Genomic DNA, 13,986 nt, shown 5'->3' with positions numbered 1-13,986 from the left:
AACGCCCCAGGCTTGGCAAGAAGCCGTACATATTGAAAACCCTCATGATACAGCAGTGATCAGTGATCGGCTGGGCGATGTCGTCCTGGAGGCCTACCGAGAACTGCATATGCAGCCTGACTGTACTCAAATCCATTTCGGCCTCTATCGATTGCTGCCTGCTGGCAATAATTCAGATCGAGTCTGGCTGGACCTAAAACTTGACCGCATAGAATCGCCACCTGGCGTTTTCTATCTGTACATCTCACTTAAGGAAGAAACCCATACCTCCTGCCCATAGACCTTCTAAATTCACAGCACTACCCCAAGCCCGACATCTGTCGGGCTTTTTTCATTGTGCGAGTAACACCCTCGCAACATTAGCCCAACAGCAGTGTGGAGCTGCCCATGATTAATATCCCAGGCCAACTGGCCATCCGCACTATCAGCGGCCGCAATGGCGAGTTCAACGTCGGACGGCTTTCAACCTCAATCGGCGAGTTCGTCATCAAAGACGCGCTCCTCGATCAGTACGATGAAGGCAAGTACCGCGGTGATTTCCTCATCACGGAAATCCGTCCCTCGTACTACTCAACATCAGGTCGGCTTGTGGTCGAGATTCGTGCGAAGCTTGAAAGCATGAGCCTCGACGATGTAGACAACTTGACGGCGGAAGACGCCGCCAAGCTCTCACCGAGCGAACCAGACCCTATAGATGAAGAACCCTCTTCAACTCAAACAAAACCTCTGCAACAGCGCAAAACGCTGACCGCTGCAGCGGCTGTGAGCAACGCAAACAAACCGTTATCAGCGGAAGATGCTCCCTTTGGGATGGCACCGCCCAGTTCGGCAAACAACGCAGAGCAAGACGCTGCGCTATTTGGCACGATCTGGCCACTGGACGAGATGGTTAAATTGGATACCACTGTTGACCGTCAGCGCTTACGCCTGCAATGCACTCGCCTCGGCGAGCTTGGCTATGTGCTGGACTTTAAATTACAGGTCTGGACGCTCTCCAGCTTCTGATTGTTTCAACACCCACCCTTGAGGGGCTCCCTCATGGGCGCTCCTTCATATTGACGGAGCATTACATGAACCCAATCTTCAACACCCTGACTACCGCCATCCTGGACAACGTCGAGGATCAACTCGCCAATAACGAGGTATCCACGAACGAGGAACTGTGGGATTTCTTCATCGAAGAGCTCGGTCTGACGGCCGAACAGGCTGATGCAGCCATTGCCCTTCGTCCTCGCTATCTAGGGCAGATATTCCTGATAGGACAAAGTCCTTTGTATCAAGACAACCCCGTCTCTTTTGACCCAGAAGCCAAGGTGTTCAAGCCTCACGAACCCGAGCTTAATCTGGGTCACAACGTGTTCAGTACTGATGAACTCACCGACCTAAGTGACGCGATTGCCAACCAGATACAAGACATTTGGGATTACTGCCGAAATGAAGAGGGTACGGGTGAGCGGGTTGAACGCCTTGAGGCGCTCAGCACCAAAATCAACCACCTTCAAATCCAGGCAGTAAATCGCTAAATCACACCACCGCAATGTACCCACGAGGGGCAAAACCGCTCCTCGGGGCGGGTTCCCCTCCGTTAAGGAGGTTCACATGCCTAACTCCACCCAACTCTTTCAGCTTGAAGAGTGCCCTGACCTGTATGTTGATGCCTGCGCCTGCGACGAGCAGCGCAACCTAGTCTTTCTCTCCGCCTGGGGACGTGACACGGCGCTGCAGGAGTTTCTGGCCAGATTAACCCTCGGTTCTTCCGAGAATGGTCTAAGCCAGTTTCACATCATCGTTGATGGTCGAAGCCTTCCGGTCTTTCCCAACATCGACATGCTGGAAAAACGCACTACCCGCCAATTACGCGGGACGTTGTTTGGCAGCCTGGTTCACCTTTGGCTGTTCGACCGGCGTTGCGCTCAGCCCGACCGGGCAAACCACTTCGCTTACGCCTTGCTTGAGAGCGGGCAGTCACCTCATCAAAGGCTGTGGCCGCTGATCATCGACACCTGTCCGTTACCGCTACTGCCTCACTGGCAAGCACCGGTCATGGACGTACTCAATCAAAACGACATGCTGCAATCCCTTCCGGGAACGCTTGGCGCTTGCACGGTCTGGCGTTTGTCGTTGCAACTGGACGTACTTGAACCTGCTCTGGGCGATCTCATTCGCCAGGGGCAGCTCTCAACTCACGCTCATTCTTGAGCGCAACTTATACTCTGGAGCCCACCATGGCCTTGATGTTCCCACGCCTGGCACGCAATTTTGCGCGCAACGGCTACTACCCAACCGACGAAACCACTCTGGAGCGCACGCTACAAGCGTTGGCAGCCCCTCCAACCGGCACAATGAGAATCCTCGATCCTTGTGCCGGCGAAGGGGTTGCTTTGGCTGAAGCCGCTCATGCACTAGGACGTGACCACGTAGAGACTTATGCGGTCGAGTACGATCAGGAGCGTGCCGACCACTGCAAGACGTTGCTGGATCGTGTGCTGCACAGCGACCTGATGGACACCATGATCAGTCGCCAGGCCTTCGGTCTGCTCTGGCTCAACCCACCCTACGGCGACCTGGTCGCTGATCACGCTGGTGCCTCACAGTACCAAGGTAACGGTCGTCGGCGCCTGGAGAAGATGTTCTATCAACGGACTCTTCCTCTGTTGCAGTACGGCGGCGTGCTGGTGTTCATTGTTCCGCACTATGTTCTGGACGACGAACTGTGCGGATGGCTGTGCAATCACTTTACTGAGCTGCGGATCTACAGCGCAGCCGATCCAACCTTTAAACAGGTGGTGATCTTCGGCATCCGTATACGGCGCCAGGACCTGGCTCGATCACAGGATGTCAAATCCATACGTGCACGCCTTCAGGCCATCGGCGCCGGTACGCTGAGTGCCGAAGTGCTACCAAGCAGTTGGCCTTGGGAGCCCTACAGGGTTCTTCCAGTAGCCAACGACTTGGAGCATTTCTACCGTATCAGTCTGGAACCTGAACAGCTCAACGAGGAGGTTAAACGGCTTCGAGGCATGTGGCCAGACTTCGCCCTGCACTTTGGTCAAACCGGGGTTCAGCCACGCCCACCTGTGCGTGAACTCTCCCGTTGGCACCTGGCATTAGCCCTGGCTGCCGGCGCGATATCGGGTGTAGTGACCTCAAAGTCCGGCAGGGTGCTGGTACTCAAGGGCGATACTTACAAAGATAAGGTCCGCAAGACCGAGTTCACCGAAGACCAGGATGGCAATGTGTCCGAGGTAAGGATCCTGACCGATCGTTTCGTACCCATCATCCGGGCATGGGACATGACGCCAGGCTCTGCCAACCAAGGCCGCGTGGTCACCATCAGTTCATCGGCGGATACGCCGCATGAACCTGATGAGGCGGTGGCACAGCCAACATTAACCACCCCGCCACGGGAGACCTTTGAACCTGGCCGCTTGGTGCTGACTCAGTCGGTGCACCACTTAGTGGAGCATGGACACCTCGATCCAAGCACTTACTTGCGGCGGCATTTCTCCGGTGACTGGGGAGAACTGCCCGAAGAAGACTGGAACAGTAACCAACGGGCTCTGACCTCTGGGGAGCGTTTGTTCTCCAGTTACGACATCAGCGCCGGCGATGAAACCCGGCTCTGGATCATCACCGAGGCGGACCGCAGCGTAACGACCTTGTTGTTGCCATCGGACTACTGACTCAACACAACCACATAGGGGATTCCCCTATCCAACCCGCAGGGTATTCACCATACCCATAAGGGTGTCGTGCATGCCCTGTTTCATTCCTACTGGAGAAACAGCCATGAACGACCTCTCACACACCTCGTTTTCACCCATGACCATCGGTTTGACCGAATTCATCGACGAATTTGGTGATGAACTGCTGGACTCACTGAACCGATCTAACCCACCGGTCTATGCCGGTCACATCAACCAAGCCCGACAACGGGTAATGGATGGACTCAAGCGTCAACCCTTCCCCGCGCAGGCCGAGGTGGTGCAAGCCGTTGCGGCGTTATTGCTAGATCGCAACGAGCAAGCAGCCGTCATTAATGCCGAAATGGGTACTGGGAAAACCATGATGGCCATTGCAGTAGCGGCCGTCATGCACAACGCGGGCTATCGCCGTACCTTAGTCGTCTCTCCCCCTCACTTGGTTTACAAGTGGCGACGGGAGATTCTTGAAACCATCCCGGCCGCACGCGTTTGGGTACTCAACGGACCCGATACTCTGGTCAAGCTGCTTAAACTGCGGGATCAACTGGGTGATCCTTATGATGGTCGGCAAGAGTTCTTCATCCTCGGGCGTGTCCGTATGAGAATGGGGTTCCACTGGCGTCCAGTATGTTGGCCACGTCGCTCTGGCAGCGGACACCAATTTGCAAGCTGCCCAGGCTGCGGCCATCTTCTGGAGGATCCAGAAGGCAACCGGATCAGCGTCGAGGAGTTTTACCGAGAGGAACGCCGTCGAAGCTGCCCTCATTGCCAAGGCCCACTCTGGACGCTGATGCGCCCAGGCAAAGCTGAAAACGGAACCCGCCGTGCAACCATACTCAAATCAATGTGCCGCATTCCGACCATTGGCCCTGTGCGTGCAGACCGCTTGTTGAATGACTTCGGGGAAGATTTTCTCGCCTCGATGCTGATCGACAACGTCAGTGAGTTCATCAATCTGATGGATGCTCAGGGCAACTTCATCTTTAGCGACCGCCAGGCCAAGCGCATGGAGCGCGCGATGGCCAACATCGAGTTCGGTTTTGGTGAGGGCGGCTATCAACCTACAGAGTTCATCAAGAGGCAATTACCAGATGGGTATTTTGATCTGCTGGTCGTGGACGAGGGACATGAGTACAAGAACAGTGGTTCGGCCCAGGGCCAGGCCATGGGAGTACTGGCAGCGAAAGCACGTAAAACCGTGCTGCTGACCGGCACCCTCATGGGCGGTTATGCCGACGACCTGTTCTACCTCCTATTCCGAATCCTTACCCGTCGTATGATCGAGGACGGTTACAAACCCAACGCACGCGGCAGTATGGCTCCGGCCGCGATGTCTTTCATGCGTGATCACGGCGTTTTGAAGGACATCTACACCGAGCGGGACAACGAGTCACACAAAACTGCCAAGGGTAAAAAGCTCTCAGTACGTACGGTAAAAGCCCCAGGCTTTGGCCCAAAAGGCATTCACCGCTTTGTGCTGCCGTTCACCGTTTTCCTGAAACTCAAAGATATCGGTGGCAACGTGTTGCCGGCGTACCAAGAGGAGTTTATCGACATCACCATGTCTGCAGAACAGGCTTTGGCCTATCAGCAGTTGGCAGGAAAATTGACACAGGAACTTCGTCAGGCACTGGCTCGTCGAGACACCACCCTGTTGGGGGTAGTGCTCAACGTGCTGCTGGCTTGGCCTGACTGCTGCTTTCGACCGGAGATCGTTAAGCATCCACGCAGCAAAGACACCCTAGCATTCGTGCCCTCGATCTTCGCAGATGAACAAGCAATGCCAAAGGAAGAAGCACTGCTCGAACTCTGCCTGGCGGAAAAAGCCAAAGGCCGCAAGGTCCTGGCCTACACTGTGTACAGCGGCACTCGCGACACCACCGCTCGCCTGAAACGGTTGCTGGAACAGGCCGGTTTGAAGGTGGCTGTATTGAGGGCATCTGTGGATACCGCTAGGCGCGAGGATTGGATCCTCGACCAAGTGGACAGAGGGATCGACGTGCTGATCACCAACCCGGAGCTGGTAAAGACGGGGTTGGATCTGCTCGACTTTCCGACCATTGTGTTCTTACAGACCGGCTACAACGTCTACACGCTACAACAGGCAGCTAGACGGTCATGGCGGATTGGGCAGAAGCATCCAGTGCGCGTTATTTTCTTTGGCTATGCCGCCAGCTCTCAGATTACGTGTCTGCAGCTGATGGCCAAAAAAATTGCCGTGGCTCAAAGCACGTCGGGAGACGTTCCAGAGTCTGGTCTCGACTCGCTGAACCAGGATGGGGATTCGGTTGAGATGGCACTTGCAAGGCAACTCATTGCTTCATAGTTTAGCGGCCACCTTAGGGTGGCCATTTTTTATCGTTGGATTTGAGGAGCAACAAAACAACGCGAGCGTTTCACCTAAAAAATTACGATTAGAACTCCTCTACTATTCATATGGCAGCATATCTCACCTGGCAAACATCCTTCACGCTGACGAAGAAGCACTCCGGTTGTCTAAATAGCGCTCGAACTGCTCAAAGTCAGCTGAACACAGCAACTGTGAACAGGCTCGAACTTCGGACTCTGCCCAAGTCCACCACTGAGATTTTTGAAGCAGATCACGCTGATGCTCCTGAAACCGCCACTTGATAAACCGAGCAGGGTTTCCACCAACTACCGCGTAGGGCTCTACATCTTTAGTAACAACCGCTCCCGCCGCCACTACCGCTCCATCGCCGATAGTGACCCCGGAGAGGATCATTGCGTTTGAACTTATCCAACAGTCGCTACCGATCTGGACATCACCGTTCGTACCGCCGTAATCACGAATATGACTGGCCTCATCAATCTTTGCCGGAAATGGATAACAACTGATCCAATCCGTACGATGATGCCCCCCCAAAAAAATCTCTACCCCTGAGGCAATAGAGGTATAAGCCCCTACGCGCAATGTGGAACCTTCGTGCCAGTCATGCACAATAGGCTCGCCATATGTCGCTTCTCCGAAGGTATACGAGGGATAACGAATCCTCAGTCGCTGCGTACCGCGTTGCAATTTCGGCGTCTCTCGTATTTTTTTTCGATGGCTTCGATTCAGCAGCTTGCTCAGAAATTTCAAATTTTTACCGTCCATTTACGCTTCCGCCAAACCGTGCACAGTCGTGCCAAAGGAAGAGGCCTATCAAGGTTATCCGATTGTAAACAAACCGAGAAAAATATCAGAGTTGAATTTTCAGACCGAAAAAAATCCTGCTGGGCAGAGTAGCTCTTCGGTTATTCGCCCAATTCAGCCGTAGGCACATTGCCAATGGGGGGCTGACCGAGAACACCAAAAACCATTCGCAGTGGAAAACCTATTTCCTACTGCACCCAAGAGATCGGTTTGAGAGGGTGTCTTCGCTTTTGCGCGAGGACGCCCATGAACCTATCACGCCCTACTCGAACCACTCTGATACTCAGCCTCTGCCTTGTAGTTCTGGCAGGCATGCTCGGCTATCAGCACCATCAACTCTCTCAGCTCAGCAACAGTATGGCTGCGACCGCTGACAAGGAGTCGCTGGATGCACTGCTGGCACGGCTGGGCAAAGTCGATGAGCGACTGGACACGGTAGACGGCAAGCACCTGGTGAGCAACGAGGACTTCCGCTCCGGCCAGCAGGCGTTATCGAACCGGATCGATGCCGTACAGGCGTATGCAAAGCAAGCGACCGAGTCGGCGCAAGAACTCACACGTAATGCTGCGTCCTCAGGGGAGCTGGTGGTGCTCAAGGCCAGCGTCGAAACGCTTGATAGCCGTATTCACGAACTAAGCCAATCCCAGATCAAGCAACCTGCTGCTCCCTCCAAGCCCAAAGCCGTTGCCCGCAAACCACCTCCTGCCCGAAAGCCCAGCACCAGCGTCGTTACACCTCAGGCGCCGCCCTTCACCGTCGTCGGTATCGAGTACCGGGGCGGCGAGCGCTTTTTGTCCGTAGCGCCACCTGGCAGCACACAGTTAAGCCAAATCTACCTAATCCGACCTGGTGACGCTGTGGCGGGCACGGCCTGGCGCCTCAACGCTCTGGACGGCAAATACGCACGCTTTGACGTGTCCGGAACACCGCAAACCGTAACCGTCGCGCAATAGGACCTCTTTTATGTATTCCCCGATCGCACCTTCAAAAAAAGTAAAGCCTACGAGCCTCTCTCGAATCATTGCAGGCTTGGCAACCTTTGCGTTTGCCTATGTTTGTCATGCGGCCCCGGGACAAGCAACATCCGTCTCGAACACACAGAACAGCCAAACCCAGAACTCCTCTCAAGGAGCCAGCCAGACAGAACTTGCCCGCGAGTGGGGGCTAACAACGCAAGAGTGGACCCGCTATCAAACGGTGATGGACGGCCCTCGGGGGATCTATTCGCCAGGCTTGGACCCTCTGACCGCACTCGGTATTGAGGCCAAATCGGAGGAGGAACGCCGGCGTTACGCAGAACTGCAAGTGCAGGCCGAGCGACAGCGTATAGATAAGGAGCTTGCTTACCAGAAGGCCTATGACCAAGCCTTCGCCCGCCTATATCCCAATGAAAAAGTCATCCAAATATCATCCAATCCAGCACCCTCAGCGGGCACAGGTGCGGTAACTGCCCTCAAAGGCACCGGTCGATTAGCCGTTTTCGTTCAAGACAGCTGCACGGCTTGTATCGCCAAGGTGAAAGATCTACAGGCCCAGAAACAGTCCTTTGACCTGTATTTCGTCGGTAGCCAGGGTGATGACGAGAAGATTCGACGTTGGGCCATTCTGGCAGGTGTCGAGCCGACCAGCGTGCGCAACCGCCAGATCACACTGAATCACGATGCCGGCCGCTGGCTTGGCCTTGGCCTCGGTGGCGAGCTACCAGCAGTGGTGCGAGAGGTGAATGGACAATGGCAACGTCAGTAGTTCGCATAGTACTGGCTGGCGGCCTACTGCTTAGTGCATCACTCGCTACCGGTGCCGAAGTTCCGCCACCAGCCTATCAATTAATTGCCCTGCCTGCCGGCGTTCCGTCCGAAGTGCTGTACTCCGTCGCGCTGCAGGAAAGCGGAACCCGACTTCGCGGCCAGATCGTGCCCTGGCCTTGGACATTGAATGTTGCCGGCGCCGGTTACCGCTTTGCGACCCGCAACGATGCGTGCAAAGCATTGATGATCGCCATTCAGACCGCAGGCCCCAGTCGAGTCGACGTCGGTCTCGGGCAAACCAACATCGGCGCAAACGGCCACCGTTATAGCCACCCCTGCGAAGGGCTAGACCCATACAAGAACCTTTCGGTTACCGCCCAGATCCTCGCAGAGCAAAAAGCCAAAGGCGGCGACTGGATCACGGCCGCTGGCCGCTACCACCGCCCGGCCGGGGGCGAACCCGCAGCCCGCTACCGCCGCGCATTTGCCAAACACCTTAGCCGGGTCACCGGCATCAACCTGATGGCGAATAACCCATGAATAGCTTGCTGAATCTCGTGATTTTGCTGTACTTGGCCTCCCCCATGGTGGTGCATGCCAGCTCATTGATTGTGGTTGAGGACCGTGGCGGTGTTTCTGCCCTGCCTTACTACCAAGACTTGGCGCCGGAACCTACAGAGCAATCCGCACCAGTGGAAGACATGGGAGTGCGTGGGCAAGGCTCGTTTCCAGTGCGCTCTGACCAACTGACACCCGGGCAGGTCCAGGGCCGGGTAATCAATGCACCAGGCCTGCAACCATTGTTTCTTGTAGGAGACGATGAAAGCTCCAGGGTGTGGCTATCGCAGCGCCGTGAACAACTGCAGCAGCTGCACGCCGTTGGCCTTGTGGTTAACGTGGCCAGCGCCGAGCGATTTGCCGAAGTGCGACGTTGGGCGGGTGATCTTCAGATGGTCCCGGCACCGTCAAATGATCTTGCACAACGCCTGGGAATCAAGCACTACCCGCTGCTAATCACTGCCACAACGATCCAGCAGTAATCAGGGTATGGCCTCTCTTACGCACATCACCTTGGTCATCAAGCAACCGGATGACCCGCGAGCAAGCCAACTGCTTTTAGAGCAGGTCACCTATGTCGCCAAGCTCTATGGCGGAACCGTCATCGCCCGTGCACCAGGTGACGAGGTGGCGCTCTGTCAGCGGCTGAAAGAGCGCCTGCCCGAGGAAGTTGAGCGAGTGAGACAAGAGTTGACCCATTCATCATCACGAGTCAAAGGAGGATCCCGGCCCCATGAAGCTGACCAAGAAGCAACGCTGCGATCTTCACGCTAAATTCACGGGCCGGTGCGCATACTGCGGTGTGCTGCTGGGTGACCGGTGGCACGCTGACCACCTTGCCCCGGTGGTACGTGAGCTGCTGTCCAAGCAGACCACCGCCGGCACCTGGAAGCTGGTGTCTGGGAAACCTCTACGTCCCGAGCACGACGTGCTGGAGAACATGATGCCGGCCTGCGCGCCCTGCAACATCAGTAAGGGCGGGCAAACTCTGGAAGGTTGGCGGAACTGGATTGCCGGACACGTCAACAGCCTGAACAGCTACACATCCATCTACCGAATATCCAAAGCCTATGGGCTGATCGTTGAAACAGGTAAGCCTGTCGTTTTCCATTTCGAAACAGTGGGGCAGCCGAACCCTATCAATCATAGGAAGTGAAGCATGGCCAGCGCCTACACCATTGAATCGTTACTACGCCCTGCCGTCGAGCTTTACACGGTTTGGGTTTGCGTTACTGCAGCGCTGCTTTGTATTTTCGCGCCTTGGGCGTTTGCTCTGACGCCTTTATTCGGAGTGGTTGCCGCTACAGGTTTTTTGGGTCTTGGGTTTGTTCGCCTGAAACAGGCCCTGGTGGTGTTGCGTTACCGACGTAATATTCGGCGCCTGCCCCACTACACCATGACCAGCAAAGATATTCCGGTCAGCAATGAGCGACTGTTTATCGGTAAAGGCTTTCGCTGGACTCAGAAACATACCCAGCGGTTGATGGACACTTATCTCCCCAAATACGCCGAGTATGTCGAGCCAACCTCGGTCTACACCTTGGCGCGGCGTATTGAGGAGCGGTTCGAGTTCGCCCCCTTCCCGCTCAAACTGCTGACCAAGGCCACCTCGTGGAACTCGGCGTTTAACCCAGCACGGCCACTTCCGCCAGTCGGCGGGCTACCACGCTTGCACGGTATAGAACCGCACGAAAGTGACGTCAGCTTGCCATTGGGTGAGCGGGTTGGACACTCCCTGGTACTGGGCACTACGCGGGTGGGCAAGACCCGGCTGGCCGAACTGTTTATCACCCAGGACATCAGACGCACCCGCAGACGGCCCCGGCGGCGCGTTCAGATGGGACGTCGCGTGCAACCTGTTCATCGAGGCCAGCGCAGCGTGGCGAAAAATGAAGAGATGAACCTTGATCGCGAGGTGGTGATTGTCTTCGACCCCAAAGGCGATGCCGACCTCCTGAAACGCATGTACATCGAGTGCAAGCGTGCCGGCAGACTGGATGAGTTCTACGTGTTCCATCTAGGCTGGCCCGATCATTCCGCACGTTACAACGCCGTTGGCCGTTTTGGCCGGATCTCGGAGGTGGCGACCCGGATTGCCGGTCAACTATCTGGGGAAGGCAACTCGGCAGCGTTCCGCGAGTTTGCTTGGCGGTTCGTCAACATCATCGCACGCGCCTTGGTCGCCCTCGGACGCAGGCCGGACTATGAGCAGATCCTCAAGCACGTGACCAACATCGATGCGCTATTCATCGAATATGCGCAGAAGTACTTTGCTGAACATGACCCCAAAGCCTGGCAAACCATCGTTGAGGTGGAGGGCAAGATCGATCGTAAGAACCTCAGCTTTGCCATGAAGGATCGACCACTGCGCGTGATAGCCCTGGACATGTACCTCACTCAGAAACGCATATCCGACCCCGTAATGGAGGGACTGCGATCAGCTGTGCGCTATGACAAAACCTATTTCGACAAGATCGTGGCCAGCCTGCTGCCATTGCTGGAAAAACTGACCACGGGACGCATTGCAGAACTGCTGTCTCCTGACTACATGGACCTTGAGGATCCACGACCCATCTTCGACTGGATGCAGGTCATCCGCAAACGGGCAGTGGTCTATGTCGGTCTGGATGCCTTGTCCGATACGGAGGTCGCTGCCGCAGTGGGCAACTCCATGTTCAGCGACCTGGTGTCAGTCGCGGGCCACATCTACAAGTTCGGCATCGATGACGGTTTACCGGGAGCTACCGGCGAGAAGGTAGCGATCAACGTGCATGCTGACGAATTCAACGAACTCATGGGTGATGAGTTCATACCGATGATCAACAAAGGCGGCGGCGCCGGCATGCAGGTCACCGCCTATACCCAGACGATGAGCGACATTGAGGCAAAAATAGGCAACCGTGCGAAGGCTGGCCAGGTCATCGGTAACTTCAACAATTTGTTTATGTTGCGTGTTCGCGAAACCGCCACGGCCGAGCTGCTGACCAACCAATTACCGAAAGTCCAGGTATTTACCAGCACCCCGGCAAGCAGCGCCAATGACGCGATCAACGGTAAAGCCGCCTTCACCTCCAACACCCACGACCAGATACAAAGCGTCAGCGTGCCGATGATCGAGCCGGCTCACGTAGTTGCGCTGCCCAAGGGGCAATGCTTCGCCCTGATCGAGGGTGGCAACCTGTGGAAGATTCGTATGCCGTTGCCGGCAAGCGATCCCGATGAAGTCATGCCCAAGGATCTACAGGCCTTGGTCGAGGGCATGCGCAAAGGGTCCGGAACCAGCAGCGATTGGTGGCAAGCACCGGGATATGACGCATTGAGTGAATCGTTACCTGATGACCTGGTCGACGACTTCCGCCAGATGGCCAACAACGGAAAAGCCGCCTAGGCCTGAAGGAGAAACGCCATGGCGGATATTGCGGAAAAAGCCCAACAGCAGCAGGAAGGGCAAAAAACCTTTCTGGGCATGGTGTTTTCAGCCCCTTTTCACTTCCTGGGTGTGATGTTCGGCTCCCTGCTGGGCGCCGTCCTCGTTGAATGGCTGTGCATGTACGTGTTCTGGCCGGATGCTGGCTGGAAACATGCCCAACAGATGTTTGAGCATGAATTGAGCTGGTTGTCCCAGGACCTGCTACAAAGTGTTGTGATCAAAGAACCGGGGCGCACAGCGACCTGGCTGGCACAAACAGTCTATGACTGGCTGATGGTGAAAACCGGTCTGCAGGACAACATCAACGCACTGACCCAGTACGCCCGCTCCACATCGCCACAACAAGCAGGCACCTTCAACCTGCGCTACGAGCTCGGCCGGGGGATGATCAAATTCCAAGACTACGGTTTGGCTGCGCTCTACACCGTGCTGACCTTCTGCGTACGGATGGTCATCCTGACACTGACAATCCCATTGTTTGCACTGGCCGCGTTCACTGGCCTGGTAGATGGCTTGGTGCAGCGTGATCTGCGCAAATTTGGCTCCGGCCGCGAATCGAGCTACCTGTATCACAAGGCCCGAGGAACGATCATTCCGCTGACCATCGTACCCTGGACGGTGTACCTGGCCATCCCTATCAGCATCAGTCCACTGCTAATCCTGCTGCCCTGCGCGTTGTTATTGGGCGTGTCCGTTTACATCACCGTTTCAAGTTTCAAAAAGTATTTATGAGTGCGAGCTCCCCCTACCCCATTGGATTCATACATTCGCTGGTACAACGAAAAACGTATAAAGATTTCCCTCGGCGCGCTCAGTCCCATTGAGTATCGTGAAAGCCTGGGCTTCGCGGCATAACCAGTCCAAGTTTTTGTCCGCATCCCCGACAACAGGATAAGCCGTGACAATGCTGAATCGTTTAGTTCAAAGTGTCTAGCCCGCCCGCTCTTGGCCTGCGACCGATCACCCCCACCGGGATCAAGATGTCGGGCGGGCACCTACTTTAGAAAAGGTAGGTAGGTCTAAAACTCTTTTTCTATTGGCATGACTTGGTGTTTTGCAAAATCTGGTAGCTCCGCACACTGAGTACCTCACCATGAGCCGCCAATCGTTTGAATACCATACCGCATTCACCCCGCTGAACTACCTCGTCCGCACCAAAAAGCTCTTCATGTTCAAGTCCGAAGAGCCTACCACCGAGCCTGACGTTGAAGGCTTTCTGCAGGACCTGGAGCATCAACAGCGCCTTGCCCTGCTGGGGCGCGAAGGTTGGGAGCTGATCAGCGTTCAACCCGTCGTCAAGGGCGAGGTCAAAATCGGCAATCAAAACGCCCAAGGCTGGGCCTACGGCATCGCCTTGCCCACCGGCTATCTGTTGTTCTTCAAACGCCCTG

Annotated in this window: 16 protein-coding genes and 1 pseudogene; 16 read left to right on the top strand and 1 reads right to left on the bottom strand. The window is 55.7% G+C overall.

Features of this window, described 5'->3' with window-relative positions:
- From NA637_RS21875 to NA637_RS21850, 6 genes are all read left to right on the top strand, one after another.
- Positions 1-280, top strand: a 280-nt coding sequence (locus tag NA637_RS21875; RefSeq protein ID WP_256074634.1) for a hypothetical protein, incomplete at its 5' end; no start/stop codon positions are given.
- Between the two features lie 107 nt (positions 281-387).
- The gene (locus NA637_RS21870) at positions 388-1,005 is read left to right on the top strand and encodes a DUF3275 family protein (RefSeq protein WP_236361790.1); all 618 of its coding nucleotides are present in this window, start codon (positions 388-390) and stop codon (positions 1,003-1,005) included.
- 65 nt (positions 1,006-1,070) lie between these two features.
- Entirely contained in the window at positions 1,071-1,523 is a 453-nt protein-coding gene (locus NA637_RS21865) for a hypothetical protein (RefSeq protein ID WP_236361787.1), read from the top strand.
- 76 nt (positions 1,524-1,599) lie between these two features.
- The gene (locus NA637_RS21860; RefSeq protein ID WP_236361785.1) at positions 1,600-2,199 is read left to right on the top strand and encodes a hypothetical protein; all 600 of its coding nucleotides are present in this window, start codon (positions 1,600-1,602) and stop codon (positions 2,197-2,199) included.
- A gap of 26 nt (positions 2,200-2,225) precedes the next feature.
- Entirely contained in the window at positions 2,226-3,683 is a 1,458-nt protein-coding gene (locus NA637_RS21855; RefSeq protein ID WP_236361782.1) for a DUF6094 domain-containing protein, read from the top strand.
- A 106-nt stretch (positions 3,684-3,789) separates the two neighbouring features.
- Complete coding sequence (locus tag NA637_RS21850) at positions 3,790-6,030, top strand: DEAD/DEAH box helicase (protein WP_256074633.1); 2,241 nt, start codon at positions 3,790-3,792, stop codon at positions 6,028-6,030.
- 141 nt (positions 6,031-6,171) lie between these two features.
- Here NA637_RS21850 and NA637_RS21845 read toward each other — a convergent pair whose 3' ends face one another.
- Positions 6,172-6,804 carry a CatB-related O-acetyltransferase gene (locus tag NA637_RS21845; RefSeq protein WP_236466751.1) on the bottom strand — a complete coding sequence of 211 codons (633 nt, stop codon included), beginning with the start codon at positions 6,802-6,804 and terminating at the stop codon, positions 6,172-6,174.
- Positions 6,805-7,104: 300 nt separating this feature from the next.
- Here NA637_RS21845 and NA637_RS21840 point away from each other — a divergent pair, with 300 nt between their 5' ends.
- The 10 genes and pseudogenes from NA637_RS21840 to NA637_RS21795 form a co-directional block, all read left to right on the top strand.
- Positions 7,105-7,812 carry a methyl-accepting chemotaxis protein gene (locus tag NA637_RS21840; protein ID WP_169897760.1) on the top strand — a complete coding sequence of 236 codons (708 nt, stop codon included), beginning with the start codon at positions 7,105-7,107 and terminating at the stop codon, positions 7,810-7,812.
- 10 nt (positions 7,813-7,822) lie between these two features.
- Positions 7,823-8,605, top strand: coding sequence for a TIGR03759 family integrating conjugative element protein (locus NA637_RS21835; protein WP_236466749.1), 783 nt, complete (start codon positions 7,823-7,825; stop codon positions 8,603-8,605).
- Positions 8,590-9,147, top strand: a complete 558-nt coding sequence (locus NA637_RS21830; RefSeq protein WP_169897761.1) for a lytic transglycosylase domain-containing protein — start codon at positions 8,590-8,592, stop codon at positions 9,145-9,147. Before NA637_RS21835 ends, NA637_RS21830 begins: the two co-directional genes overlap by 16 nt.
- A complete protein-coding gene (locus tag NA637_RS21825; protein ID WP_169897762.1) occupies positions 9,144-9,647 on the top strand; it encodes an integrating conjugative element protein in 504 nt (167 codons plus the stop codon). Before NA637_RS21830 ends, NA637_RS21825 begins: the two co-directional genes overlap by 4 nt.
- Before the next feature lie 7 nt (positions 9,648-9,654).
- Positions 9,655-9,939 (top strand): hypothetical protein, encoded by a 285-nt coding sequence (locus tag NA637_RS21820; protein WP_169897763.1) that lies wholly within the window; start codon positions 9,655-9,657, stop codon positions 9,937-9,939.
- Positions 9,899-10,321 (top strand): HNH endonuclease, encoded by a 423-nt coding sequence (locus NA637_RS21815; protein ID WP_169897764.1) that lies wholly within the window; start codon positions 9,899-9,901, stop codon positions 10,319-10,321. The genes NA637_RS21820 and NA637_RS21815 overlap by 41 nt, the downstream gene beginning before the upstream one ends.
- Positions 10,322-10,324: 3 nt before the next feature.
- Positions 10,325-12,553 carry a type IV conjugative transfer system coupling protein TraD gene (gene traD / locus NA637_RS21810; protein WP_169897765.1) on the top strand — a complete coding sequence of 743 codons (2,229 nt, stop codon included), beginning with the start codon at positions 10,325-10,327 and terminating at the stop codon, positions 12,551-12,553.
- An 18-nt stretch (positions 12,554-12,571) separates the two neighbouring features.
- Positions 12,572-13,327 (top strand): TIGR03747 family integrating conjugative element membrane protein, encoded by a 756-nt coding sequence (locus NA637_RS21805; protein WP_169897766.1) that lies wholly within the window; start codon positions 12,572-12,574, stop codon positions 13,325-13,327.
- A gap of 21 nt (positions 13,328-13,348) precedes the next feature.
- Positions 13,349-13,450: pseudogene (locus NA637_RS21800) on the top strand (IS3 family transposase); the annotation flags it as partial.
- Between the two features lie 238 nt (positions 13,451-13,688).
- Positions 13,689-13,986, top strand: a 298-nt coding sequence (locus NA637_RS21795) for a hypothetical protein (RefSeq protein WP_256074632.1), incomplete at its 3' end; no start/stop codon positions are given.

Source organism: Stutzerimonas stutzeri (assembly GCF_024448935.1).
Taxonomy (GTDB): Bacteria; Pseudomonadota; Gammaproteobacteria; order Pseudomonadales; family Pseudomonadaceae; genus Stutzerimonas; species Stutzerimonas stutzeri_AO.
Note: the sequence above shows the minus strand (reverse complement) of the source record. Positions and strands in the feature narration are given on the sequence as shown.